Source organism: Oceanobacillus sp. FSL W7-1309, assembly GCF_038002145.1.
Classification (GTDB): domain Bacteria; phylum Bacillota; class Bacilli; order Bacillales; family Amphibacillaceae; genus Oceanobacillus; species Oceanobacillus profundus.
In genome coordinates this window covers 786043-810451 of sequence record NZ_JBBOBX010000002.1, presented here as the reverse complement: position 1 = coordinate 810451, position 24409 = coordinate 786043, and the positions used below count along the sequence as shown (strand labels likewise).

Sequence of the window (24409 nt, the reverse complement as noted above, 5' to 3'; positions counted from 1 at the left end):
CCTTAATAACTTGGATTCATTTAAGGAGGAAAAAATTATGGCAAAATTTGAACTACCTGAGTTACCTTATGCATACGATGCATTGGAACCAACTATCGACAAAGAGACAATGAATATTCATCATACGAAGCACCACAACACGTATGTTACCAAATTAAATGAAGCACTAGAAGGACAAACAGATCTTCAAGGAAAATCAGTTGAAGCACTTATCAGTGATTTAAATGCAGTTCCTGAGAACATTCGTACTGCAGTACGTAATAATGGTGGAGGACATGCTAACCATAGCTTCTTCTGGAAGCTTCTTTCATCAAATGGCGGGGGCGAGCCAACTGGCGAGCTTGCAGATAAAATCAACGCTAAATTTGGTGGGCTAGATGCATTTAAAGAACAATTTGCAGCAGCTGCAGCAGGACGTTTTGGTTCAGGCTGGGCATGGCTCGTATTAAATAATGGTGAATTAGAAATCACAAGCACTCCAAACCAAGATTCTCCATTAATGGAAGGAAAAACACCATTATTGGGCTTAGACGTTTGGGAGCATGCGTACTATCTAAACTACCAAAACAGACGTCCAGATTACATTTCAGCATTCTGGAATGTTGTTAACTGGGATGAAGTAGCAAAAAACTATAACGAAGCAAAATAAATGAAGAAAAACACGCGGTTAATTCCGCGTGTTTTTTTGGTATATCTGTTACTCCTTCGTTCACACTAAGAGAGACGCAAAAGGAGTAATCGACTATGCAAAAGGTGATCCTGTTTTTTCAAAATAAAATGGAAAGTAATCGTGACTTATTGATTTTACTGCTCATTGGTGGACTCTATTCACTTGGGATTTTTCTATCCAATACGTTTGTAAATATATACTTATGGAAACAATCAGGGGACTACATTACTATTGCTAATTATAATTTAGCAATTTGTCTATTTCAGCCAATTACTTTTATACTTGCAGGAAAGCTCGCCAAAAAGGTAGATCGGATTATTGTATTGAGATTGGGCGTTATTTTTCTATGCGTGTTTTTCTTAAGTGTTCTTCTTATTGGTGATCAAGCTTCAAAATATAACTTCTTACTCGGTAGCTTATTGGGAATTGGTTATGGTTTTTATTGGCTAGCTTATAATGTATTAACATTCGAAATAACAGAGCCTGATACGAGAGATTTTTTCAATGGTTTTCTTGGAATTTTGCAGTCTTTAGGTGGAATGACAGGCCCACTTTTAGCTGGGGCAATTATCGCTAAAATGACCAATAATATTGGTTATACGGTTATATTTGGGATTTCCTTCGCTTTATTTGCGTGTGCCGTTGGAATTAGTTTTCTATTGAAACGCCGAGGTGCAGAAGGAGTTTTTCGCTTTAAGCGAATTTTAGGGGAAAGGCATCGTAATAAAAATTGGAACAGAATTCTTCATGCACATTTTTTTCAGGGGTTAAGAGAAGGAATTTTTGCTTTTGTTATTTCAATCTGGGTTTTCTTAGTAACAAAAAGTGAATTCGCGCTTGGAACATTTAACATGTTTCTATCGGGTCTATCTGCAGTTTTTTATTTAATTGCTACGAAATTTATTAAACCTTCCATGCGCAAAAAGGCGATACTCGTTGGAGCAATACTTCTTTACTTTTCCCTCTTTATTATCATTATCGAGATAAACTATCTCTTACTCATGATTTATGCAATTGTAATTGGAATAGCGTACCCGGTAATAAATGTACCGTATGTATCACTTACCTTTGATGTAATCGGTAAGGCTTGGAAAGCTGGAGAAATGCGTGTAGAATATATGGTTGTTCGTGAATTGTTTCTAAATAGTGGACGAGTTCTATCAATAATCGTTTTTCTTGCAGGCGTATATTTCTTTCGGGCGGAGGAGGTTATTCCCGTTTTACTTGCGATTTTCGGTGCAGGTCATTTTATGATTTACTTTGCAGTACGTAAGATTTATTTAGGTAGCCCAAAAAAGAAAGAGATTTTATTAAAAGAGCAAATTACAGACGAAAAAAATCGTTAAATATGGTAAAATTAGTGATAAGGTTGTTGATCAGATAAGATAGCATAAAAATTTCTTATCTGATCAACCAGGACATTTACCTAAAGGCTTAAAATCGCCAAATTTACTGATGAAAAAATTATTATTTTCACTGGGGGAAAATAAATGAGTAAGAAGAAAAAAAAGAAGAGAGCACAGCTGCCCTTTCGGATTAATATGTTGTTTTTTGTTGTGTTTTTATTGTTTTCCGTATTGATTCTGCAACTAGGAGTTGTTCAGATTTTAAATGGGGAGGACTTCCAGCAGGAAATCGAACGGACGAACTTGGATACAACTAAAATCCCTGTACCCAGGGGTAAAATATATGATCGAAATGGTGATGTTATCGTTGATAATGAAGCATTATATTCGATAACGTACACACCGCCAAAAGGAGTACAAGCAGAAGATCGTCTAGAGCTCGCAGAGACGTTAGCGGAATACATTAAGATGGATGATGAAAAGACGCTTAAAGGGATTACCGAAAGAAATCGTAAAGAATACTGGTATTTGTTAAATAAAGAGGAGGCAGATGAACGACTTTCAGCTGAAGAAAAAGAAGACATGTCTAATGCAGAAGTATATCAAGCTACACTCGAACGAATAACCGAGGATGAAATCCAGGATTTTTCAAAACAAGAGCTAGAAGTAATAGCAATTAAGAAGGAATTGGATAAGGCTTATTCTTTAACACCTCAGATTGTAAAAAATGAAAATGTAACTGCAGAGGAATATGCAAGAATTGCAGAGAATTTAGATAAACTACCAGGTATAAATGCTACAACAGACTGGAACCGAAAATATCCATATGGTTCTTCATTAACGAGTCTGCTTGGTAGCATAACGACACAAGAGCAAGGAATACCAGCTGAAGAAGAAGCAAATTATTTAAGTAAAGGCTACAGCAGAAATGATCGAGTTGGTAGAAGTGGTTTAGAACAACAATATGAGGATCTATTACGCGGCAGGAAGGAACAAATTCAATACACGACGACAAAAAACGGAACGCTTATTGGCTCGGAAACAATTGTTGAAGGTGAACGCGGAAAAGACCTTGTTCTAACCATTGATATGGAGTTCCAAGAAGAAGTGGACAAAATCGTCCAAAAAGAATTGCAGACAGCGATCACAAAGTATCCACATACGAATCGTTATTTGGAGGATGCTCTTGCAGTAGTGATAGATCCTCAGACAGGCGATCTTCTAGCTGTTTCAGGAATTCACTATGATCGGAAAAATGGTGAATACGAAGATGCTGCATTTAAAACCTTGTCAGATGCACATGAACCAGGGTCGGTTGTTAAGGGAGCAACTGTGTTGGCTGGTTTACAATCCGGAGTAATTACACCAGGGCAGAGCTTTTATGATAGTCCGATTAAGATTGCGGCGACACCAGCTCTGAGATCGTGGTCAACCGGATTAGGAACGGTTAATGATATAACGGCATTACAGAAGTCCTCAAACGTGTATATGGGGTATATTGCATTAAAAATGATGGGAGAAAACCGTTACCCGTATCCGGAAAATGCTCCACCTTCACTTAATGATAACTGGCGACAGGGCTTTCAGGAAATGCGTAACTACTATAGACAATTTGGATTAGGCTCAAGCACAGGCATTGATTTTCCACATGAATCGACCGGTTTAGAAGGGAATATTGTTACGCCGGGTCAGTTGATGTATAATGCGATAGGCCAGTTCGATACTTATACAACCATGCAATTAGCACAATATACAGCAACGATTGCAAACGATGGCTATCGTGTACGGCCACATTTTCTGAAAGAGGTTCATGATCCAATCGCTTCCCAGGATGAATTAGGCCCATTATACAGTTCGGTGAATACAGAAGTGCTAAATCGAATTCAAATGAGTGATGATAATATTCAACGTGTTCAAGATGGCTTCCGTCAGGTATTTCAGACACCTAACGGAACAGCGTATAGTAATTTTGGTAATTCCCCATACAATCCAGCAGGGAAAACTGGTACTGCTGAAACGGCTGTATATAGAGATGGACAAAAACTTGCTGACACACGAAACTTGGCATTAATTGGTTATGCACCGTTCGACGAGCCTGAAATCGCATTTGCAATTCTTACACCATTTACTGGAACAGAGAATAATCACAATATACCACAACAAATTGGTAAACAAATACTGGAAACTTACTTTGACCTAAAAGAAGAACGAGATAGAGCTAGTGATGAGGATTCTGAACAAGAAGAGACAGAAGAAGAGGAACAAGAATAAATATTTGCCTAAAATTTCATAACGTGAGATTTTAGGCTTTTTTATAATATAAATTACAAAAGGTTAACATTATCTTAATACTATTGCTATATAATAAGACTACGACATTCCACTATTCGTGCAGAATGCAATATAAAAAATGGGGGATATGGATGACAACTCGTGAACAGTTTCAAAGTGAACTTAACGCATTGAATGAAGACATTATTAAACTGGCCAACGCAGCAGGCCAAGCTTTAGATGATGCGGTTGATGCGTTATACAGTCAGGATATAGAGCTTGCGAGGCAGGTAATTGCCAATGACAAAAAAATCGATCGCAAAGAACTTGAAATGAACGATAAAACGATTTTATTGATTGCAAAGCAACAACCAGTAGCGACCGATTTAAGAAGGGTAATTACAGCGTTAAAAATTTTAACGGATATTGAACGAATGGCTGATAATGCTAAAAACATTGCAACTGCCACGATTCATTTAGGAGAAAATGCATCGATCATTCCGAATGATATAAGAAAAATGTATAACATGACAAAAGATATGATGTACACTGCTATACAAGCTTACAAATATGAAGATATTACAGTTGCAAGAAAGTTAGCGGTGATGGACGATGAGGTTGATCACTTGTATAAAACAATTGTTAGTGAATTATTAGGAGAAACGGCAGTAAATCCTGATAGAATTCAATACGTTATGCAAGTTGCATTCTGTGCAAGGTATTTAGAGCGATTTGCTGATCATATAACGAATATTGGAGAAAATATTCTTTATTTGGTTAAAGGCGAAAACTATAACTTAAATTAAAAAATGCTGGCAACGGGAATCACTTCCTGCTGCCAGCATTTTTATTTATCGTGCAATTCGTTCTGCAATTTCGTAAAAACTCATATCATTCGATACTTCAAATGTTCCAATCTGGACGTGAAGACTATACTCATGCTCGTCCAAATAACTGTTAAATTCTGAAGCATTGTCAATAATATTTTGTTCAGCTAGAAGTGCACTAATATCAGAGGAAGCCATTCCTGGGCTAATTGTTAACGTGTACTGAACAACGTTATTTTCAGGTTCTTTCTCTACATTTTCTTTATTATCTTCTTCTTTGATTTTATCATCTGAATCTTCGTTTGAGTCATCAGATTCATCAGACGTTTCTTTCTTTGATTTATCTTGTGATTCTTGTTTTGATTCAGCTTTTGTTTCTTTCGAGGACTTATCCTTCGTGTCATTTTTAGGTGAATCCGATTTTTCTGTTTCTGCATTTTCTGCTTCTTGTTTTTTTTGAACGCTATATGAAATATATTCTTGTTGATCAAGGACGGCATATCCTTCACTTTCCACGTGTTCAATCATTTCCTCAACATCGATTTCCTCCACACTTTTTACAGTGTCTTCGACAAAATAAAAAATGATGAAAAGGATAACAGCGCTCGTCAATAATCCAACTGAAAAAGCACGTACAGTATGTTTCATAATTTTCTCCTTCTATACTTGTTAATTTGATACACTGTTTTTTTCATCATTTGAATGTACATCCTGGGTTAAATCTGCAGGCATAAGCTCTTCTTCTAAGATCTTTATTTGTTTCTTCATTTGATATGTATCCTGCATCGACGTAATCGAAAGTTGTTCAAGCTGTGTTTCCAGCTCTTCGAATTTGTCACGCATGAAGTAGGATAAAACAAATAGAACAACTGCAACAATTATAATGGAAATTATTGCAACTAACATGGCATTCCCTCCTTTTGCATACATTAATAGTTATATCATAGTTTATCACATGAGAAAACCATAATTTTTTTAGTTACATTCTTGCTAAGTTTAAAAAACTCTGCTATTATAATTAAAGTCTGTACGTAATAATATGTATGATAAAAAAGCAAGTTGTTAAAGTTTGGAGGGAAGATCATGCGCGTAAACATTACTTTAGCTTGTACTGAAACAGGAGATCGTAACTATATTTCTACAAAGAACAAACGTACGAACCCTGAACGTATTGAGCTTATGAAATATTCACCACGTCTTAAAAAACACACTTTGCACCGTGAAACAAAATAAATGAAATTAAATGAAAAAACTCTTATCATATATATGATAAGAGTTTTTTATATGAGAAGGAGGGAAATCTTTGGACAAAACTAAGTTAAGAAAGGAAGCAATCGATCGTTTAAAAAAAATAGCAATGCATGAAAAAAAACAAATTGAAGACCAATTAAAGGAAAGATTGCTTTCATCAGAACTATGGAAAAATGCAAATACAATCGGGATGACAATAGCTCAGGATTTTGAATGGGCAACCGGTTCAATTATCGAAGCTGGCTGGAAACAAAACAAAAGAATAGTTGTACCAAAATGTATTCCCGTTGATAAACAGCTGCATTTTTATGCAATTAATACCTTTAATCAGCTTGAATCCGTATACTTCGATTTGCTTGAACCAATTCCAGATAGAAAGCGATTCGTTGCAAAAAAAGATATTGACCTTCTAATTGTTCCAGGAATATTATTCGATAAGCACGGTTACCGAATCGGTTTTGGTGGAGGTTATTATGATCGATTTTTAGTCGATTTTAATCAAAAAACGGTTTCTTTATGTAGCGATGAACAGCTAGTCGATCATATTCCAAAGGAAAAGCATGATCTTCCAGTCCAATATGTTATTACAGCTAATAAAATCATACATACGCAAGAATCTTGATCAACGTATAATATTACTTGTTCGGAAAAAAACTATGAATACCATTTGGAAGGAAGGTGGGTTCATTGCGAACAGGAATAGTCTTAGTTCTGCTGTTGATATCAACTATGTTTTTCTATCGATCGAGGTACAAAATATTAGATGCTTTATTGAACATTGGGTTCATCAGGAAAAAAGCGGTAGTATTGTCTATGAAGATCCCAAGTCTACGATCGAAAATGTTACAGAATATGTTTTCGGTTTCAGAGGTGTGATGTATGAAAAGAGGCAGCGTAATTGCAGCTTCTTTTTTATTGGCAAGAAAGAAAGTATAAAAACTTTCCTTCTTGCATAAGTGCAACTAGGGCATGCTCCTAAAAGTTTGACGAACGCCAAGTTTTCTAAGAACCACCAATACAGTTTAGATATAGCTTATCTAACTGCTGTAATTGGCTTTTATGCATCGTTCTGTGAAAACGGCTGTTGTTCTGCTATGATAATGAAGAGGAAGGTGACTATATGTATCTTGATGATCAATATAAGCTTTATCATATGGCATACGAACTAGTAGCCAATCAGCAATTTGATATTCTGCATATCGACCATAATACGAATGAGATATGGCTCGAAAAATATGTAAATAAAAGATCTAACGTAATACGTCTTATACAGAAGGGCTTTGATTGGAAGAATCATTTGAAACGAGATATTGCAATTGTGTTCCAGAAAGCAAAGGCAATGAAAAAATTATTAGCAGGTAAACATATAGAATTATACAATGTTTACATATCCTCACACGCACCAGTAGATGACTGGGAAAGCTTAAAGAAACCGATGCAGCTAAAAGAGAAGAATCCAATAAAAATGAAAGTATATTATTTAGATAATGAAGGTTCTATTGAAGAATTCGACAGACTTCAGACTGATTTAGATGTACAGCTCAGGACAATTCCAGAAAATGTTGACGAAGAGCAACAAGAGCAGGATATTCAAAATAAAAAGAGGTATTTAACAGGAGTACTTGAGAACAAACATAAGGAAGTTGAAAAGGTTTTCTCATTTGGTAAGCCATATTTTACATATTTATTAATTGCAATTAATCTTGTTTTGTTTATTTTGCTTGAGTTGAATGGAGGCAGCACTTCGATTAATACTCTTATCGAAATGGGTGCAAAATATAACCCGAGTATAATTGAAGGGGAATGGTGGCGAATTGCAAGCTCGATGTTTCTTCATATTGGTTACCTTCATCTATTAATGAACATGCTCGCAATCTATTATTTAGGAACAGCAACGGAACGGATTTTTGGGAGAACCCGATTTCTTTTTATTTATTTCCTAGCTGGAATTGGTGGTGGCTTAGCAAGCTTTGCATTTACAACAAACGTGTCTGCTGGAGCATCAGGAGCAATTTTTGGATTGTTTGGTGCATTGCTGTTTTTTGGTATTATTTATAAGCGGATTTTCTTTCAGACAATGGGGAGCAATATACTAATTATACTTCTCATTAATATTGTTCTAGGATTTTCCGTTGAGCAGATTGACATGGGAGCACATATTGGTGGACTACTAGCAGGATTTCTTGCATCAGCGATGATGCACCTACCTAACAAGAAAAATGTACGAACCCAATTAATTGGATTTATTGCTTATGTTATGCTTATAACAGGGCTTGTCATCTTTGGATTGAATAGTAATATGAATAATCAATCAAATTATTTAATGCAAATAGAGCAATTATTATTGGATAATCAATTTGAAGAAGTTGTAGAAGTGGCAACGGAAGCACTAGACCTTGAGGGTGATATGCAGGGTCCAATTTTATTTCAACGTTCCTATGCATATATTGAATTGAATGAGCTAAATTTAGCGGTCGAGGACTTAGAGCAGAGTATATTACATGAGCCAGTGCTGCCTGAAGCGTATTATAATCTGGCATTATTGTACGACAGTAACGGTCAAATAGAAGAAGCAAAAGAAATGATAACGAAAGCCTATGAATTGAATCCGGATGAAGAATCATTTGCAGAGGTTTATAAAAAAATCACAGGAGAATCACCTGAATAAAAGCGCCAATTAAGGCGCTTTTATTTTATTAATTCTTTATTTCAGGGATGCGTTGAATTAGTTGCTCACGTCCACCATTTAATTCGAAAAGAACGTATAAATGTGTATTTTGTTTATCGATTAAAATTAAAGGTATGTAGCTTTCAAGTTGATTTTCTGATGACTCAGAAGCCGGAATAACATAATTTTTATATATCCCCTCCCAAAGCCTTCCAATTAATACGTTTGTTTCTTGTTGTGACATATTTGGGAGTGGTTTATTGTTGTATTTATATAAATCCACCAACGGAATTGCTCGATAATTTTCTGGGTTGATTTGAAAATACTGGATCAATAAATGCCATTGAAAAAGTAATTGCTGCTTGGAAGAACGGTCAAGCAATTCTTTCCATTCGGATTCAAACGGTGTAACAGGTTGTTTAAAAGCTTTAATAGGTGTTGTGGGAGAGTCAATAACATATAATTCATCATATGTCATTGCTTGTACACTTTTAATGTCTTCTCCACCATAGTGATTTTCGCCATGGTGGAAGGAAATACTTTGAAAATGACTGGAGTCCTCACTCGCAACAGTTTCATCCATATGAATTTGGTCTGTGTTTTGAACCCACTTACTACGTACACCACGAAGAATACCATTATCAAATAGCAGTGAAACATCTTGTCTGAGATACATACTCTTATCGCTTGATGAATTTATACTCCATCCAATGTTATATGAGTCTGATCCCGTTACAGACTCTAATGTTAACGAAGTATTTGCCTCATCTATAAAACTTTTCTCATCTAACGGAAAAAAACTTATTGTAGGAACTGTGTTTGCTCTCAGTATGAATAAACCTCCAATAGTTAGGATTGTAAAAAATATCAGCATTATTTTCCACTTTCTCATCATCTGTCATTCCTTTTATTCATGACTTGTCTATAAAAAATATGAGCAATGGAGAGGATTTATGTTTAAGTTTCCTGATTATCTTAGTTAGCACAGTCCGTTATTTAAATAATTGATTCGCAGGAAATCATAAATTACATTATATGGATTTGTGATTCCTCAATTCTCAATTCTTTGGTATAATGAGAAATGGTGGTTCTAATGAAAAATGTTTATGATATACAACAATTATTGAAACGTTATGGTTCGTTCATCTATACGGGTGATCGTTTAGGCGATCTGGAATTAATGGAGATGGAATTGGATGAATTGTATCAGATGAAATTTGTGCAAATCTCGGAATATCAAAATGCAAAAATGGTATTAAAAAAAGAAAAACGGCTCATTATGGACAAAAGGGGCGAGTAAGTTATGGAAAAATTACTATTGGGGATAGATATTGGGGGAACATCTGTAAAAATTGGTATCATCAATAAACAGGGTGAAATTCTAGAAAAATGGGAGGTACCAACAAATAAATTAAATGCCGGTATTACAATAGTCGATGAGATTTGGGCTTCTATTGAGCGTAAATTGAGCATATTACATCTAAGTATAAGTTCTTTTTTAGGTGTAGGGGTTGGAGCTCCAGGATTTATTGATATGGATTCAGGGATAGTATCTGAAGCGGTGAATATCGGATGGAAGGATTTCCCTTTAGCAGATCAATTAAAAGAAAAATCAAGCTTACCTGTGTTTGTTGCCAATGATGCTAATATTGCTGTCCTAGGAGAGAACTGGACAGGTGCAGGTAATCAAGCAAAGAATTTGGTTGCTTTGACACTTGGAACCGGAGTAGGTGGAGGTATTATTGTTAATGGCTCCATACTTAATGGAATAAATGGAATGGCTGGTGAGCTTGGTCATTTAACCATTGAAAAAGATGGCTATCCATGCAATTGCGGAAATAATGGATGCCTTGAAACAATAGCATCAGCAACAGGCATTGTACGTCAAGCTATGGATAAAATAGCGAGTTATCCTGATAGTAAGCCTGCAGAAATTTATAAAAAATATCAAGCAATTACAGCAAAAGACATCTTTGATTTGGCCAAGGATGGAGACGCTATTGCAATTAGCATTGTAAAAAGGACTGCAGATGTACTAGGTCAAGTGATAGCTAACCTGGGCGTTATTATTAATCCTTCCAAAGTTCTAATTGGTGGCGGCGTTTCAAAAGCGGGCGACTTGCTTGTTAATGAGATTCGAATCGCTTTTAGAAAATATGCTTTACCAAGAGTATCCGATGCCTGCGAAATTAAAATCGCACAACTTGGAAATGATGCAGGAATTATCGGAGGGGCTTCTTTAGTATTGGAAAAGTTGAATAACGACAATAGTTAGACTTGATTTTTTTCCGATTTCTATTAGAATAATAAGCTACTAAATATAAATTAAATGTAAAATAGTTGAAACCTTTTATAAGACCTAGACGTCTTATATAGTACTAACTTTGTAAACAAATGTTTACAGTTCCATCATAAAGGGAAATAGGGTGCAAGTGATGTTTCATCTATTAAGCTAGACGTGAAAAGATTTTTTTTACTAAAAACCTCGGAATTGAACAAGTTCATATGCTTTGCAAGTGTTAGATTAGAAAAATAAATGGAAAAAGTCTCTTCTGTAACGATGTTACACATCCTTAATGGAATAGTTACAGAACAGCAAAAACATTCCACGGTTAAAACATACAATAGGAATGAGTTTTACTATTTTAGGAGGAAGCAAGATGAAGTTTAAAAGACCTACCATCCCCTTATATATAATGGCAGCATTATTATTTGGGCTAAAAACTTACTTTGTTTATCGATTTATGTTTGATATTGAATTGGATAATTCAATGCAGGAGTTAATATTATTAATTAACCCGTTTGTATCGGCATTTCTTGTTTTTGCGATTAGCGTATGGTTTAACAAACGTTCTCGTCAAATGAAATTTCTAAGGTACACAGCCTTTATAGGTTCATTTGTCATTTTCGCAAATCTCGTATTCTATCGCCAATTTACCGATTTTATCACAATTCCGCAGCTGTTCATGGGAAGTAACATGGCAGATTTAGGTTCGAGTATTTTAACCTTGATTAAGCCTTATGATATTCTGTTTTTTGCTGATGCAGCTCTAATTTGGTATTTAAGTAAAAAACAAGAAACGAAGCTATCGGTAGCATATCCGAAAAGCGGGAAGGTATTTGCATTAGCAATGTCACTAGCACTTCTTGCGGGTAACTTCTTCTTGGCAGAAATGGAAAGACCGCAGCTATTTACTCGAGCTTTTGATCGTGAATATTTAGTGAAAAATATTGGTTTGTTAAACTATCATGTTTACGATTTAGTTGTTCATTCAAAAACGGAATCACAGCGTGTTTTTGCAGACGGAAACGAGATTCCGGAAATTCAAGAGTATATCGATGAAAATGTGAAGATCACTGGGAATTCAGATATGTTCGGGGCCGCCGAAGGTAAGAATGTAATCTTTATTAATGCTGAATCACTACAACAATTCGTAATTAATAATGAGGTAAATGGGGAAGAGGTAACACCGTTCTTAAATAGCTTGACCGAAGATGAAGATACGTATTATTTTGAGAATTTTTATGAACAGACAGGTCAGGGAAACACTTCTGACTCTGAGTTTTTAATAGAAAACTCGCTTTACCCACTATCTAGAGGGGCAGTATTCTTTACCCATGGCGGTAATGAGTATCATGCACTTCCAGAGATAATTAAAGAAGAAGGTTATACATCATCCGTTCTCCATGCAAACAACAAAAGTTTTTGGAACCGCGATGGCATGTATAAGAGCTTAGAAATCGACCATTTTTATGATGAAGCAGCTTATGAAATTACGAATGAGAACACAGTTGGCTGGGGTTTAAAGGATAAGCCATTCTTTGAACAATCTATTAAATATTTACAATCAATGGAACAACCTTTCTATACGAAATTTATTACCCTAACCAATCATTTTCCATTTGAGCTAGAAGAAGATGATACGTCAATTGAGCCATATGATTCAAATTCAAATACGCTGAATAACTATTTCCCAGCTGTAAGGTATATGGATGAAGCACTAGAAGACTTCTTTGATCAATTGAAAGAAGCTGGTATATATGAAGATTCCATCATTATAATCATGGGAGATCATATTGGAATTAGTGCGAATCACAATCGTGCAATGAGTATGTACCTGGATAAAGAAGAAATAACGCCTTATGATCAAGTGCAATTGCAGCGAGTGCCAATGTTTATTCATATTCCTGGTGATGGAAATGGTAAAGTAATGTCTGAAGTAACTGGTCAAATTGATATGAAACCAACAATTCTTAGTCTGTTAGGTATTGAGGCTGAAGATGATCTTTACTTTGGAAACGATGTGTTCGCTGATGAACGAAAAGGATATATTGCGTTAAGAAATGGCGATTTTATCAGTGATGATTATATTTCTACCTATGGTATGTGCTATGATCGTGAAACTGGTGAGCCGATAGAGGAAGACAGTGAAGAATTGGATGCAACTGGTGAAGAAAAGGCACAGTCAAGTACTGAAAATGCATGTAGTCCAATTACTGAAAAAGTTGAAACAGAGTTGTCCTATTCTGATAACTTGATTTATGGTGACCTGTTCCGCTTTATTGATTTTGGTGATAAGGAAGCAGCAAGTAACTAAAAGTTAAAAAGTCTATAGCCGTCAACAGTATTAATTACTGTTGACGGCTATTTTAAATGTGTTTAGGTGCAAGCTCTAGTTATGTATTTCTAATTTAAAGGTATTTCTAGTTGTTCAAAATAAAAAAGTTAACTCCGAAAAGTTAACTTTTTGCTTCTATGGATGTTTGATTAAGTTATCCAGCGATTTCTGATATAATCGTTGCAATGGAGAAGAATCCAAATGCTAATGCTGTCAAAGCTGAAAATGCTAATGCAAATAGATTTTTATATTTCAGTTGACGAATAACTGAAACTACTGCAAGTAATGCGACGAATAATAATACGATTGCTAAAATAAGATGTCCCACAACTATTATCCTCCTTTGAAGCTTCATTGTTCCTAAAGTTACAATTTGAATTAGGAATTGGTTTTATATTATTATGTAACTAAGACATTATATTATTTATTCTAAAACATTAAATTGTTTTTGTCGAGTAATTGTAAAACGTTTTCTTACACAACAGGGTGTAATACACCCTCTTCTATGTGTGCGGGGACGAAAACATGTGTGGTTGGGAGGCAAAGCCCGTAAATTCCTGATTCTCTTAAGGTCCAGCAGGGCTCCTTATCAGTACTAACATTTAGTTGGGGGTGAAGCGAGCCCCACTAAATGAAAAAGTGATTTCATTCAGAATTGAATTGGAGGTTTTTTAATGAATGTAAAGGGGATGGCATTAGGTCCAATCGGAACAAATTGCTATATTGTTTATGATAAAGGAAAAGCGTTATTAATCGACCCAGGTGCAGAGCCTGATAAAATTGCCGAGTTTTTAGAAAGAGAGGGACTAAAAGTTCAAGCAATCTTATTGACACATGCTCACTTTGATCATATCGCTGCACTAGATGAAATACGAGAGACTGTAGATACAGATGTATATATACATGAAAATGAGCTTCCTTGGTTGTCAGATCCACAAATGAATGGTTCCAGTAAGCTAATAGGAAATGAAATCGTTATGAAGCCAGCTGAATTCACTTTTAAAATGGGTCCAATGGAAATAGGGGACTTTCTCTTTGAAGTTATTCACACGCCTGGTCATTCGCCTGGCAGTGTCAGTTTTCTATTTGATCAAAATGAATTCATTATTAGTGGTGATGTTTTGTTTTATCATGGTATTGGCAGAACTGACCTTCCAGGTGGAAATATGGCAGAGATTGAAGCTACAATCCAAAATAAACTATATCAATTGAAGGAATCCCTCACTGTTTATCCTGGGCATGGACCACATACAACAATTGGTGAAGAAAAGCAGAACAACCCTTTTGTTCGTGCATGAAAGTATTAGCTGGATTTAGTTAATTTGAAGATGGAAAAACCCCTGCAATATTTTAGGTTGCAGGGGTTTTCAGCTTTTTTAATGTCCGAAACCAGGTACAAGAATAAATTCGGAATACCATGTAAAACCAATCATGAAAACGGTACAATACGCTCCAAATAAATACATGTACATGCGTTCAGATAACTTTAAATAACTTACTGTAAGGAAAAATGCCGTTTGAGCCAGGAATAGTAGTGCTGTATTCGTCATATCACCGATATAAAACATTACTGTAAAAATACCTGTCCAAAAGGCAAGAACACGAAACATTCGATCCATGTCTTCCCCCTCCTTTTAGGTAGCCTTTTCATTGTTATTATATATGAGTAATTGCGTATTGTAAACGAATGTCATTAAACAATTGAGAGATTAGCTAGATAAGTGCAATTTCCGCAATTGTTTGTAAACATATTTTCTTCGAATGTTAAAGTCGACCCTTCAAATAATACATCGAATATACCTTTTAGGAATAAATAATGCATATGACAAACTACTGTTTGGTTTTTCATCACTAATTCCTTAAATGGGCAGTTATTCACATGAAAATGAATGTTATTATTTCCTTCATCATACGTAAAGGAAGGAAAGAGTCCTAATTCTTCTGTTGCCCTCTCAAGTATATCAAGTTTTTCCTTGATGGACAGCTTATTGAAATGATGTATTTTAAAATCGTCTATAAATTGGTGCCCATACTTTTTCCCTGTTGCATACAATGCTTGCTCACCAATTTCACCGAGTTCCAACAGCGCTTCTAATGCAATTGAAGAAAGGGTTTTATAATCCCTCGATGGGAAGCTTAATTCGATTACACTTTCCGATAGTCGGTACATTTTGCTTGGTCTTCCGCCTTTTCCGCTTCTCTTGAAATATGTTGTAATAAGCTTTATTTCTTCAAGCTTAGATAAATGCAGTCTAGCTACATTTGAATGGATGTCAAAATGGTTTGCAATCTCAATCACACTAACATCTTTATGTTTTTTTAGTATATATTGATAAATATGGTACCTTGTTGGATCACTTAATACATTTGTAACTTTTAACGTATTGTCCACATAAATCACCCCAGTAGCTTTAATACCTTTATTATAGTATTTAATTTGACGATTTAGTGAGAAAAACAAAGTTTGTTAAAAAATGTACAAACTTATTATTCTGCTATATGTGTTTTTGTGAACGTATAAATTGTATCATATTCGTTTGTTTTGATTGAAAAGGATAATTGATACATTGTATCTGCTGCAGGTGTTATAGAAATTTTAACGTCACCATCAGGAAAATGATAGCGTACAACAGGAGGAGGCTCTTGTTCTATTATTTCCGATTTTACTGTTTCATATCCCATTTGAAAAAGCGTCTCTATTTTTATTTGTTGAATGTGTCTATGGGTAAGCGCAGTATCATGTCGATAACTATGAATTGCAGTCATTATAAACATGCAAATGAATGCCGTTATAAAAAGTACATACGGTAGTATTACTCCATGTTCATTCTTAATAATAAGCGAACTTTTTTTCATATCTTTCCTCCGAAGTAGTAATAACGGTAACTTGAACCCCGTAGGGTAGGGGAGTGAAGGAAATACCTTCAACATCCCTCAGATAGATTTCATGTCCTTTTCCATTGACTTGTCTTCTAACAAGTGTGCCATACAATTCGAGTGTTGCTGTTTTATTTTCATGCGGCTTAACTAAATAAAGTTTTCTATTTGTTACGTAGATGTTCGTTGCATCAATGATGTCATCTCGCACAAATTGAAAAAATTGCTGTACTGAAATTTCACTGTACGTTGATTTCGAGTTCATGCTTTGCAGCAAATAGCCCAAAAGCGGTAAACTGACGGAAAGGATAACAATACTGCACAAAACAGTTATAAATGTAAATCCTTTCTCATGCTGCTTGTAATCCATAAAAACAGAGCTGTTCTTCTGTATTTTTCGCATTATTCCATTCAGCACATCCTTTAATGAACTCATTTTCAATCTGGAAATCAAATTGAACCTCCATATAAGAATCGACCGTTTTTGTGAAGGCCACAGGGAGTAAGGTATTTGAACTCCAAATAAATTGTTGTAACTCGTCGTGGAGCAAGTAAGCTAGTTTTCGACGATCGCTTAATACTTTTTGTTCTATATCAAGCGTTGAGATAATTGGCATAAATGTAGCAATTGCGGTGAATATGATACCGGAAGCAATTAATACTTCTATTAATGTAAAACCATTACGATTCTGCAATATAAAACCTTCCTTTCCCGAACTGGAAGACAATTCGATATTCGCTATATGTTGTTTTTATATGAATCGTTCGCGGGTATAAAAATGTACCTTTCCCATTAAATCGAATATCACTATTTTGTCTATAATCAACCGTCCATCCAGCAGGATAGACTTGCTCTGCAATTATTTCATTGTCCTGAAAGACTTTATAATTATCCTTGTAGAAACGAATAAATATCTCCTCACCTGTAGTCAAATAGGACATGTTTTGAACATATAAAACATCGATTTTCAATGTATCTAGAAATTGTTTGTCCTTTTGTTTTTCAATGCTTTCAAATTGAAAGGGAGGGAAAATTACCATAATAATTGAAAAGACAGCAAGAACAAAGAGGACTTCCAGCAATGTAAAACCATGATTATACTTAAGGTGCTGATACAATACCTTTATTTCCATCTACTGAATAGTTTAAAGCCTCTTCATTAGGACAGGTGAGTTGATCTTCGTTTAAGTAATCAGGAACTAATGCACTTAAAGTATTCGGATACGAATTATTTTCCATATAATAAACATCTACTTGTCCCTGAACGATGGATACTAGTGCTGTACATCCTTTGCTGTGGACCTCACTGCTCCGGTCACCGAGATTTGGAACGATAAGGATGATTAAGACGGATATGATTAATAGAACGATAAGCATTTCGATCAATGTGAAGCCGCGGTTATTGTTAAACATAGCAAAGCTCTCCTTTTAGATTGTTTTAATTAGCTGGAACATTGGCCACATCAACGTTATATAAATAAAAATGATGAAGCCAGCTAAAATTGTAAAAAATACCGGTTGAACGAATGTAATAATTTTCACGATTTTTCTTTGGATTTCTTCCATTAATAGCTCTGCATAGATACTTAAGTCTTTTTCAAGTGCTTGTGCGTCTGCATTTTTACTGAATATAGTTGTCAATTGTCCTTCTAGAAAAGTAAAAACAGTAAGTAAACTGGCGATGTGGACACCTCTTGATAATTCTGAAGTCATTTGCTGGGCGTAATAGGAGATAATAGGTAGTTTCTTCTGTCGGGTCATATGGTCAAGTATTTCTTTGAAAGACATTCCGGTTTTAAGCAGTGAACTGAAGTGTGTAGCGAAGTAAAAGGACGTCTGTAGCTTTAGGAAGCTTCGGTAAAGTGGAATTGTGCGATAGACGTTTAATTGCTTTTCAATTGGCAACTTACCCTTTGTTAGTAACCATACAAAAAGTAAAATTCCCAAAACAAAGATTAACACAAAAGTAATGGTGGTAAGCATTTCAATTAAAATAATGGAGACCTGGACGGTTGATGAAGCGGACATACTTGCTTGAAAAATATCTTGAAAAGACGGGAGGACACTTTGTTTTATAAAGTATAGCAGCAAGGAGAAGATAAACAATAGAATAAGTGGGTATCTGGCTGCTTGTTGAAATTTATTTGTATTTTTTATTCGATATTCATACATTGCAGCACATTTTTTGATGCTACCCTCAAGATCTCCATTTCCTTTTACAAAATAAAGATATGAAGTAATCAGCGGATGAAATTTCGCTTGATCAAATGCTTCATCAATAGACATACCGTCTTTAAGGCACGTTAAAATGCGGGTTGCAGGTTTTTCTAATTCTTTATTCCATTTTACTGTTTCAATTGCATCTAGCAATGGGTAGCCATTCGTTAATAAACGATGTAATAATTGTAGGAATCGAAGCTGCAGAGGGTTAGCCAGCATTTTTCTACGACTGATAAACCCTTTCAGATATGAAGCCATATGCATAAGCCTTCTTTCTTAAATACTCAAATGAATGAAATGTATCAAGTTCTGTTAATTCGTTCCCCTCAATGGTATTCTCTAATAATGTACCTTCGAGTAGTTCAAGAATCGCTGCTCTCCTTGCGAGTTCGGTTTTCACCTGCAATGGAAGTAATTGAAGCGCAGCAACCGCGATAAGTGATTGTTTCATATCACTTCGTTTGATACCCATATCGATTAAACGATGAATTGTTCCTATAGCATTTTTTGCATGTAATGTGCTCAGAACCAGGTGACCTGTTAAGGATGCTTCAAATGCAAATTTGGCTGTGTGCTTATCGCGGATTTCACCAACCATAATAATATCTGGGTCATGTCGTAACGCTGCTTTTAAGCCTGTCTGATACGTAATTCCAGCTTTTTCATTAACTTGCACTTGTAGAATATTGTCCATGTTTTTCTCAATTGGGTCCTCTAAAGTAATGGTTTGATACGACTTTTCCTTTAAGATGGATTCCAGTAAAGCAGATAATGCTGTGGTCTTGCCACTTCCGGTTGGCCCGGTCAGAAGGATGATGCCAGCACGATTGGACATCCATTCCTTCATTTTATTTAGTTGGCTTTTAAAAAGAAAAAGTTGTTCAAGAGTGAGTTTTGTTTCTTGTGGAAGGATCCGAATTGCTAAACTTTCTGTTTGATGGAGAGGAAGTGTCGATAATCGCAATGAGAATAAATTGGACGTGGTCTTATGTTGAATGGTGCCATTTTGCGGCTTTCTTGATTCACCAATATCCATTCCAGCTATAAATTTGTAGTAGGTGAGCAGTTGTTCATATTGTTTAAGTTTTATGTGGCAATGTTTTACTCGTTTTCCATGGATTCGAAAAAAAATATCTGTATAGTCATGGAAAGGATAGAAGTGAATGTCTGAAGCGTTCTCTTTGATCGAAGCGTTGAGCAGGTTATCTGATAAAGTTGCAGTGGGATTCAAGGTTGTTTTCACCTCCTTTTATTTTGCAACAGTATACTTTATTCGACGTTTTTTGATTAAACCCTTCTTTTTTATAAAAATTTTTGTATATATTTTTTTTGATTTGCAAAAGATAAGTGTGAGACATGGAATCGAGGTGGTAGTAATGTCAGGAAATGATTATTTGAAGTTTATGACCGAACAAGTTGTTTCATATATAGACTTACCATCTGAGGAAAGAAAGAAACGAAAAGAAGCGCAAAGGAAACAAAATTCCTTATACACCACCAGATGGTTTGGTATGCTTCCATTCACATTAAAAATAATGTTCCAGAAGGAGAATAGCAGATAAATTTACCTGCTATTCTTTATTTATGGAGGTTGTTCAAAAAGTATGAAATGTGACTACATTAAACTGCTGGGACTAGCATAGTGCCGAACAAGGCTTTTTTTATCTCAGCCTCTAACCCTGCACAAGTGATTTTACTATTATAATGCATGTTGTTCGAGATACACGATACCTCCATTGATTACGTCCAATGTTACCTTTGGATGATAACGTTTTGTTAATTCGTCTTGTTCTTTTTTCATCTGTTCACTTTCTAAGTCGTCCTGATAAAAATGCTGTAACGTTTGAATTTCTTCCTGTAACAATTCTAAAGATTTCTTAGCCCACGTATGTTCTTGCTCTTCAATATAGTTTGACAGAACAGTTTCCATTCGTAAGTAACCACTTTTTATTTTAATCATTGGAGACAATGTAAAGCAATAATCAGAAATTGTTGTTTGTAATGAAAACTTCCTTAACAGATTCATCATATCTAACTTCATCATGCCGTTAACTAAATGTAAACCGATAGAAATGATTTCATCCTTTTTATGCTGCCCTTGATAACTAATTTTAAAGTTTACAACTAGCCATGGATGTAAGGGCGTCTTTTCGGTTGCATGAATTAATTGAAATAGCTTTGTAAATTTTTCCTTTTCTTTTAAATGATTCATAATTTGCTGGAGGCGAGGACTGCCAAAGTGAATCCAGTCTCCTTTTGCATCCCGTTGTTTTGGATTTGTAATTAGCGTAAGTTGCATTGGATCGCCGGTACGGCCAATTTTTTTAATGTAGTGCCAGTAAAATGGTCGGTTCATCAATTCACGATCCATCTGTTCATTTAATTGTATTTGTATCACACCATCATGATTGGAAATAATTTCGCAATCCTTAGCAGTAAAGTAATCTTTCAAAAATCCATTTAAATTAGTAATTGCCATAAAGTCTCTCCTCCGTTTCCGCTGTAGAATCATTTTTTGCACCTTGAATAATGGAAGAAAGGTTATTTAGTTTAATTCGTACCTCCCCTGCGGAGGTGGATTCATTATAGATAGACTCCATCTCTGACTCGATACTTGAAATGTTCAGCTCAGCTAAAATATCATCTAGGTTGCCAATTACCTTTTCAAATAGGTTTATCTTTTCGTATAAAAGTGTCAGAATATGTTCTTCTATCGTGTTGCGAATAACAAGATTATAGATGTGTACATCCTTTTCCTGTCCGAAACGGTGGATACGTCCAATCCTCTGTTCAAGCCGCATTGGATTCCATGGTAGATCGTAATTAATTAGGTGGCTGCAAAATTGAAGGTTAATTCCTTCACCTCCAGCCTCTGTAGCAATCAAAACCTGCGCATGATCTTTAAACAGTTGTTTCATCCAGTCCTTTTTACCACGTTTAAATCCACCTCGGAAGGGGACCGATGAGATACCATGTTGCTGTAAATACCATTGTAAGAAATATTGTGTTGCTCGATACTCTGTAAAAATAATAACTTTTTCATCACCTATTGATTTAATTAGCTCTACTGCTTTTTCAGCTTTTATGTGGTGAGGCAGCTCCTCAATTTTGCTAAGTAACGGTTTTAATACAGCTGCATTATTTTCATGCTCACTAATTTTAGATAATGACATATAACAAGCTTCTCGTGATGAACATATCTCACGGAGGTACGTAATTTTCGAAAAAGTGGAGAACGCGATTGTAGTATTGACAAGATCGTCATATACTTCGCGTGCTTTATCAGGAAAATCAATCCATAAGGTCTCAATCTTCCGTTTAGATTCAGTGAGTTTTGTTGCTTTTCTCGTATTTCGAATCATTACTTTTTGAATCAATTGTTTTAAATAAGGATCTTGTTCCAGCTTACTTCGATCCTTACCATATTTTTCGATAAAGGAATCATAATTTCCTAGATGACCAGGTCGAAGTATTGTAATTAAATTAAATATCTCAATTAATCGGTTTTGTACAGGTGTAGCTGTTAAAAGCAAGCAGTACTTCTTTTTAATTGCACGTACAAATTGATAGTTTTTTGTTTTATGATTTTTAAGCTTATGCGCTTCATCAATCAGAATAAAATCATATTCCGTGTCAATTATTTCTTCACGGTTAGGAGAACGTTTTGCTGTATCAAGGGAGGAAATAATAATCGGATTTTCTTTCCAACTATAATTCTTCCGATGTGCAACTGCTGGTATATAAAACTTTTCATTCAATTCCTTCACCCATTGGTTAACAAGCGATGCAGGAACGAGAATAAGTGCATTTTTTACTAATCCCCGAATCATGTATTCTTTTAAAATAAGACCTGCTTCAATTGTTTTTCCTAATCCGACCTCATCTGCTAATATTGCACGACCATTCATCTTTTCAATTGCTTGTTCAGCAACATCGGTTTGGTGATCTAAAAAGTTAACATGTGGAAGATACTCTAATGCACGTAACCCATTAAAAGAAGGTGAACTTGTTGTTAACTCAGCTTGAAATGCCATCGAAAAGAGTTCCCAATTGGAGAAAGGACCCTCTTTGCTAATGGCTGTTTCTAGAGCATTGATAAAGGCTGAATCTTTTTGTAGTTCAATAGAATCCATATGTTGAACACACATCCTATTATTAAAATTTGGATTTCACTATAATTTTGCTTTTTGATATGTTATAATTCAAAGTGAAATAGAGTTCCTTACATTCTGATACATAGTATAACCAAATATAAATTTTTCATTAGCGGATGATTACAAGGGGAGAGCTTACATTATGTAACGCCGAAGGAGCAAGTTAAGAGCGAATCTCTCAGGCAAAAAGACTCTTGTAGGACGCAACTCTGGAGAGTGTTTACTTAGAATTAGTAAACCACCCACGAAGCAAATACTTATACAGTCATCCAACGTTCGTATAAGTATGCAACTTTCTGGTTTAAGGACAGAGATTTCTTCGGTAAGGAAGGAATCTCTATTTTTATGCACTTTTTCAACAAAATTAGGAGGAGTGGATGGTATGAGCGAGTTGAAACGAACACCTATTTTTTCGGAATATGGAAAATACGGGGCGAAAACAATTGATTTTGGGGGCTGGGATTTACCAGTACAATTTACTGGGATCAAACAGGAACACGAAGCAACCAGAACAAAAGCAGGGCTATTTGATGTGTCACATATGGGGGAAATTGCTGTAAAGGGCCCTAAAAGCTTAGAATTTCTGCAATACGTTATGACAAATGATGTGACCAAGCTCGTGCCAAACCGAGCACAATACACGATTATGTGCTATGAAAACGGGGGAACAGTCGATGATCTAATTATTTATATGCTTGCAGAAAATGATTATTTGTTAGTGGTGAATGCAGCGAATACAGAAAAAGATTATGAGTGGCTGCTCCAGCATAACACATACAGCGAAAAGGAAGTAACGATTACCAATACCTCAGCTGATTATGTTCAATTTGCATTACAGGGACCGAATTCAGAGGAGATATTGCAGCAGCTTGCAAAAACCAATCTATCCGAGATCAAGTTTTTCCGCTTCGATGCAAATGTTCCGCTGGAAAATTCAGAACATACTGCAATTGTTTCGCGTACTGGCTATACTGGTGAAGATGGATTTGAAATCTATATTGACAAATCAGAAGGTCCTGCTTTGTGGAATCGGCTGCTTGAGGCAGGAAAAGACAAAGGGCTCGAGCCAATTGGACTTGGCGCGCGTGATACACTTCGTTTCGAAGCAGGTCTTGCATTGTATGGTCAGGAATTATCAAAGGATATCAGCCCAATTGAAGCGGGGCTTTCGTTTGCTGTAAAAGTGAACAAAGAAGCAGATTTTATAGGGAAATCTGTACTAAAAGAGCAAGTGGAAAATGGAACGACAAGAAAATTAGTTGGAATTGAAATGATCGATAAAGGCATTCCACGGCATGGATATACGGTATTGAAGGATGATCAAGTGATTGGGTTTGTAACATCTGGTACACAATCCCCAACTTTTAACAAAAATATTGGATTAGCACTTATTGATTCCGAGTTTGCAAATGAAGGTACAGAATTAGAAGTCCAAGTTCGAAAACGCAAATTAAAAGCAATTATTGTAAAGACACCATTTTATAAACGAGATAAATAGGGGGCAT

Annotated in this window: 29 protein-coding genes and 2 riboswitches; of the genes, 14 read left to right on the top strand and 15 right to left on the bottom strand. The window is 35.5% G+C overall.

The window, feature by feature from the left end; genetic code table 11:
• Nucleotides 1-37 precede the first annotated feature (37 nt).
• The 4 genes from sodA (at nt 38) to phoU (ending at nt 5093) form a co-directional block, all read left to right on the top strand.
• A complete protein-coding gene (gene sodA / locus NST46_RS16730) occupies nt 38-649 on the top strand; it encodes a superoxide dismutase SodA (RefSeq protein ID WP_341137494.1) in 612 nt (203 codons plus the stop codon).
• A 95-nt stretch (nt 650-744) separates the two neighbouring features.
• Nucleotides 745-2016: an MFS transporter gene (locus NST46_RS16725; RefSeq protein WP_095307013.1), complete on the top strand. Its 1272-nt coding sequence runs from the start codon at nt 745-747 to the stop codon at nt 2014-2016.
• A gap of 144 nt (nt 2017-2160) precedes the next feature.
• A complete protein-coding gene (locus NST46_RS16720; protein WP_341137493.1) occupies nt 2161-4287 on the top strand; it encodes a peptidoglycan D,D-transpeptidase FtsI family protein in 2127 nt (708 codons plus the stop codon).
• 152 nt (nt 4288-4439) lie between these two features.
• Nucleotides 4440-5093, top strand: coding sequence for a phosphate signaling complex protein PhoU (phoU, locus tag NST46_RS16715; protein ID WP_095307010.1), 654 nt, complete (start codon nt 4440-4442; stop codon nt 5091-5093).
• A gap of 45 nt (nt 5094-5138) precedes the next feature.
• Here the strand turns inward: phoU and NST46_RS16710 are convergent, their stop codons facing one another.
• Nucleotides 5139-5762: a hypothetical protein gene (locus NST46_RS16710; protein ID WP_341137492.1), complete on the bottom strand. Its 624-nt coding sequence runs from the start codon at nt 5760-5762 to the stop codon at nt 5139-5141.
• A 21-nt stretch (nt 5763-5783) separates the two neighbouring features.
• On the bottom strand, nt 5784-6020 hold the full coding sequence (locus NST46_RS16705; protein WP_095307008.1) for a hypothetical protein: 237 nt from the start codon (nt 6018-6020) through the stop codon (nt 5784-5786).
• A 177-nt stretch (nt 6021-6197) separates the two neighbouring features.
• Here NST46_RS16705 and rpmG point away from each other — a divergent pair, with 177 nt between their 5' ends.
• From rpmG to NST46_RS16685, 4 genes are all read left to right on the top strand, one after another.
• Nucleotides 6198-6347 carry a 50S ribosomal protein L33 gene (gene rpmG, locus NST46_RS16700; RefSeq protein ID WP_017797039.1) on the top strand — a complete coding sequence of 50 codons (150 nt, stop codon included), beginning with the start codon at nt 6198-6200 and terminating at the stop codon, nt 6345-6347.
• A 70-nt stretch (nt 6348-6417) separates the two neighbouring features.
• The gene (locus NST46_RS16695; protein ID WP_251658917.1) at nt 6418-6987 is read left to right on the top strand and encodes a 5-formyltetrahydrofolate cyclo-ligase; all 570 of its coding nucleotides are present in this window, start codon (nt 6418-6420) and stop codon (nt 6985-6987) included.
• Nucleotides 6988-7021: 34 nt separating this feature from the next.
• Nucleotides 7022-7321, top strand: coding sequence for a hypothetical protein (locus tag NST46_RS16690; protein ID WP_303447177.1), 300 nt, complete (start codon nt 7022-7024; stop codon nt 7319-7321).
• Between the two features lie 164 nt (nt 7322-7485).
• Complete coding sequence (locus tag NST46_RS16685; protein WP_118889143.1) at nt 7486-9033, top strand: rhomboid family intramembrane serine protease; 1548 nt, start codon at nt 7486-7488, stop codon at nt 9031-9033.
• Between the two features lie 28 nt (nt 9034-9061).
• On the opposite strand, the gene NST46_RS16680 is transcribed toward NST46_RS16685, so the two are convergent.
• Nucleotides 9062-9925: a hypothetical protein gene (locus NST46_RS16680; RefSeq protein WP_095307003.1), complete on the bottom strand. Its 864-nt coding sequence runs from the start codon at nt 9923-9925 to the stop codon at nt 9062-9064.
• A 201-nt stretch (nt 9926-10126) separates the two neighbouring features.
• On the opposite strand from NST46_RS16680, the gene NST46_RS16675 reads away from it, so the two are divergent.
• The 3 genes from NST46_RS16675 (at nt 10127) to NST46_RS16665 (ending at nt 13631) form a co-directional block, all read left to right on the top strand.
• Nucleotides 10127-10333, top strand: coding sequence for a YqgQ family protein (locus NST46_RS16675; protein ID WP_095307002.1), 207 nt, complete (start codon nt 10127-10129; stop codon nt 10331-10333).
• A gap of 3 nt (nt 10334-10336) precedes the next feature.
• Nucleotides 10337-11308 carry an ROK family glucokinase gene (locus tag NST46_RS16670; protein ID WP_341137491.1) on the top strand — a complete coding sequence of 324 codons (972 nt, stop codon included), beginning with the start codon at nt 10337-10339 and terminating at the stop codon, nt 11306-11308.
• A gap of 385 nt (nt 11309-11693) precedes the next feature.
• Nucleotides 11694-13631: an LTA synthase family protein gene (locus tag NST46_RS16665; protein WP_251658912.1), complete on the top strand. Its 1938-nt coding sequence runs from the start codon at nt 11694-11696 to the stop codon at nt 13629-13631.
• 175 nt (nt 13632-13806) lie between these two features.
• On the opposite strand, the gene NST46_RS16660 is transcribed toward NST46_RS16665, so the two are convergent.
• The gene (locus tag NST46_RS16660; protein ID WP_149473974.1) at nt 13807-13980 is read right to left on the bottom strand and encodes a DUF2759 family protein; all 174 of its coding nucleotides are present in this window, start codon (nt 13978-13980) and stop codon (nt 13807-13809) included.
• 346 nt (nt 13981-14326) lie between these two features.
• Between NST46_RS16660 and NST46_RS16655 the strand changes: the two genes are divergently transcribed.
• Nucleotides 14327-14950, top strand: a complete 624-nt coding sequence (locus NST46_RS16655; RefSeq protein ID WP_341137490.1) for an MBL fold metallo-hydrolase — start codon at nt 14327-14329, stop codon at nt 14948-14950.
• A 78-nt stretch (nt 14951-15028) separates the two neighbouring features.
• Here the strand turns inward: NST46_RS16655 and NST46_RS16650 are convergent, their stop codons facing one another.
• The 9 genes from NST46_RS16650 to comGA form a co-directional block, all read right to left on the bottom strand.
• Nucleotides 15029-15271 (bottom strand): DUF2626 domain-containing protein, encoded by a 243-nt coding sequence (locus tag NST46_RS16650; RefSeq protein ID WP_095306996.1) that lies wholly within the window; start codon nt 15269-15271, stop codon nt 15029-15031.
• Nucleotides 15272-15345: 74 nt separating this feature from the next.
• Nucleotides 15346-16044, bottom strand: coding sequence for a helix-turn-helix transcriptional regulator (locus tag NST46_RS16645; RefSeq protein ID WP_303447172.1), 699 nt, complete (start codon nt 16042-16044; stop codon nt 15346-15348).
• 95 nt (nt 16045-16139) lie between these two features.
• Complete coding sequence (locus NST46_RS16640) at nt 16140-16508, bottom strand: hypothetical protein (protein WP_095306994.1); 369 nt, start codon at nt 16506-16508, stop codon at nt 16140-16142.
• Nucleotides 16483-16965, bottom strand: a complete 483-nt coding sequence (locus tag NST46_RS16635) for a competence type IV pilus minor pilin ComGF (RefSeq protein ID WP_118889653.1) — start codon at nt 16963-16965, stop codon at nt 16483-16485. Before NST46_RS16635 ends, NST46_RS16640 begins: the two co-directional genes overlap by 26 nt.
• Nucleotides 16880-17224 carry a type II secretion system protein gene (locus NST46_RS16630; protein WP_158586265.1) on the bottom strand — a complete coding sequence of 115 codons (345 nt, stop codon included), beginning with the start codon at nt 17222-17224 and terminating at the stop codon, nt 16880-16882. Before NST46_RS16630 ends, NST46_RS16635 begins: the two co-directional genes overlap by 86 nt.
• Nucleotides 17211-17663: a competence type IV pilus minor pilin ComGD gene (comGD, locus tag NST46_RS16625; protein WP_095306991.1), complete on the bottom strand. Its 453-nt coding sequence runs from the start codon at nt 17661-17663 to the stop codon at nt 17211-17213. Before comGD ends, NST46_RS16630 begins: the two co-directional genes overlap by 14 nt.
• Entirely contained in the window at nt 17632-17943 is a 312-nt protein-coding gene (gene comGC / locus NST46_RS16620; protein ID WP_118889652.1) for a competence type IV pilus major pilin ComGC, read from the bottom strand. The genes comGD and comGC overlap by 32 nt, the downstream gene beginning before the upstream one ends.
• 15 nt (nt 17944-17958) lie before the next feature.
• Nucleotides 17959-19008: a competence type IV pilus assembly protein ComGB gene (gene comGB / locus NST46_RS16615; protein WP_118889651.1), complete on the bottom strand. Its 1050-nt coding sequence runs from the start codon at nt 19006-19008 to the stop codon at nt 17959-17961.
• A complete protein-coding gene (gene comGA, locus NST46_RS16610; protein WP_341137489.1) occupies nt 18974-19981 on the bottom strand; it encodes a competence type IV pilus ATPase ComGA in 1008 nt (335 codons plus the stop codon). The genes comGB and comGA overlap by 35 nt, the downstream gene beginning before the upstream one ends.
• A gap of 145 nt (nt 19982-20126) precedes the next feature.
• On the opposite strand from comGA, the gene NST46_RS16605 reads away from it, so the two are divergent.
• On the top strand, nt 20127-20312 hold the full coding sequence (locus NST46_RS16605) for a YqzE family protein (protein ID WP_095306986.1): 186 nt from the start codon (nt 20127-20129) through the stop codon (nt 20310-20312).
• Nucleotides 20313-20449: 137 nt separating this feature from the next.
• Here NST46_RS16605 and NST46_RS16600 read toward each other — a convergent pair whose 3' ends face one another.
• Nucleotides 20450-21229: a YqhG family protein gene (locus NST46_RS16600; RefSeq protein WP_341137488.1), complete on the bottom strand. Its 780-nt coding sequence runs from the start codon at nt 21227-21229 to the stop codon at nt 20450-20452.
• A complete protein-coding gene (locus NST46_RS16595; protein WP_095306984.1) occupies nt 21216-22883 on the bottom strand; it encodes a DEAD/DEAH box helicase in 1668 nt (555 codons plus the stop codon). Before NST46_RS16595 ends, NST46_RS16600 begins: the two co-directional genes overlap by 14 nt.
• Nucleotides 22884-23020: 137 nt before the next feature.
• A riboswitch (glycine riboswitch) is annotated at nt 23021-23108 on the top strand.
• A gap of 3 nt (nt 23109-23111) precedes the next feature.
• Nucleotides 23112-23217, top strand: a riboswitch (glycine riboswitch).
• A 69-nt stretch (nt 23218-23286) separates the two neighbouring features.
• Here NST46_RS16595 and gcvT point away from each other — a divergent pair.
• On the top strand, nt 23287-24402 hold the full coding sequence (gene gcvT / locus NST46_RS16590; protein ID WP_095306983.1) for a glycine cleavage system aminomethyltransferase GcvT: 1116 nt from the start codon (nt 23287-23289) through the stop codon (nt 24400-24402).
• Nucleotides 24403-24409: the final 7 nt, after the last annotated feature.

Bases quoted from the DNA above. Each gene is read 5' to 3' on its own strand.
- NST46_RS16595 (WP_095306984.1), bottom strand. From the start codon at position 22,883: ATGGATTCTATTGAACTACAAAAAGATTCAGCCTTTATCAATGCTCTA.
- NST46_RS16720 (WP_341137493.1), top strand. From the start codon at position 2,161: ATGAGTAAGAAGAAAAAAAAGAAGAGAGCACAGCTGCCCTTTCGGATT.
- NST46_RS16665 (WP_251658912.1), top strand. From the start codon at position 11,694: ATGAAGTTTAAAAGACCTACCATCCCCTTATATATAATGGCAGCATTA.
- NST46_RS16705 (WP_095307008.1), bottom strand. From the start codon at position 6,020: ATGTTAGTTGCAATAATTTCCATTATAATTGTTGCAGTTGTTCTATTT.
- NST46_RS16635 (WP_118889653.1), bottom strand. From the start codon at position 16,965: ATGAGTTCATTAAAGGATGTGCTGAATGGAATAATGCGAAAAATACAG.
- NST46_RS16710 (WP_341137492.1), bottom strand. From the start codon at position 5,762: ATGAAACATACTGTACGTGCTTTTTCAGTTGGATTATTGACGAGCGCT.
- NST46_RS16725 (WP_095307013.1), top strand. From the start codon at position 745: ATGCAAAAGGTGATCCTGTTTTTTCAAAATAAAATGGAAAGTAATCGT.
- NST46_RS16685 (WP_118889143.1), top strand. From the start codon at position 7,486: ATGTATCTTGATGATCAATATAAGCTTTATCATATGGCATACGAACTA.
- NST46_RS16605 (WP_095306986.1), top strand. From the start codon at position 20,127: ATGTCAGGAAATGATTATTTGAAGTTTATGACCGAACAAGTTGTTTCA.
- NST46_RS16640 (WP_095306994.1), bottom strand. From the start codon at position 16,508: ATGAAAAAAAGTTCGCTTATTATTAAGAATGAACATGGAGTAATACTA.
- NST46_RS16655 (WP_341137490.1), top strand. From the start codon at position 14,327: ATGAATGTAAAGGGGATGGCATTAGGTCCAATCGGAACAAATTGCTAT.
- rpmG (WP_017797039.1), top strand. From the start codon at position 6,198: ATGCGCGTAAACATTACTTTAGCTTGTACTGAAACAGGAGATCGTAAC.
- NST46_RS16690 (WP_303447177.1), top strand. From the start codon at position 7,022: ATGAATACCATTTGGAAGGAAGGTGGGTTCATTGCGAACAGGAATAGT.
- NST46_RS16650 (WP_095306996.1), bottom strand. From the start codon at position 15,271: ATGGATCGAATGTTTCGTGTTCTTGCCTTTTGGACAGGTATTTTTACA.
- gcvT (WP_095306983.1), top strand. From the start codon at position 23,287: ATGAGCGAGTTGAAACGAACACCTATTTTTTCGGAATATGGAAAATAC.
- comGC (WP_118889652.1), bottom strand. From the start codon at position 17,943: ATGTTTAACAATAACCGCGGCTTCACATTGATCGAAATGCTTATCGTT.
- NST46_RS16600 (WP_341137488.1), bottom strand. From the start codon at position 21,229: ATGGCAATTACTAATTTAAATGGATTTTTGAAAGATTACTTTACTGCT.
- NST46_RS16680 (WP_095307003.1), bottom strand. From the start codon at position 9,925: ATGAGAAAGTGGAAAATAATGCTGATATTTTTTACAATCCTAACTATT.
- comGD (WP_095306991.1), bottom strand. From the start codon at position 17,663: ATGGAAATAAAGGTATTGTATCAGCACCTTAAGTATAATCATGGTTTT.
- NST46_RS16675 (WP_095307002.1), top strand. From the start codon at position 10,127: ATGAAAAATGTTTATGATATACAACAATTATTGAAACGTTATGGTTCG.
- comGB (WP_118889651.1), bottom strand. From the start codon at position 19,008: ATGGCTTCATATCTGAAAGGGTTTATCAGTCGTAGAAAAATGCTGGCT.
- phoU (WP_095307010.1), top strand. From the start codon at position 4,440: ATGACAACTCGTGAACAGTTTCAAAGTGAACTTAACGCATTGAATGAA.
- sodA (WP_341137494.1), top strand. From the start codon at position 38: ATGGCAAAATTTGAACTACCTGAGTTACCTTATGCATACGATGCATTG.
- NST46_RS16670 (WP_341137491.1), top strand. From the start codon at position 10,337: ATGGAAAAATTACTATTGGGGATAGATATTGGGGGAACATCTGTAAAA.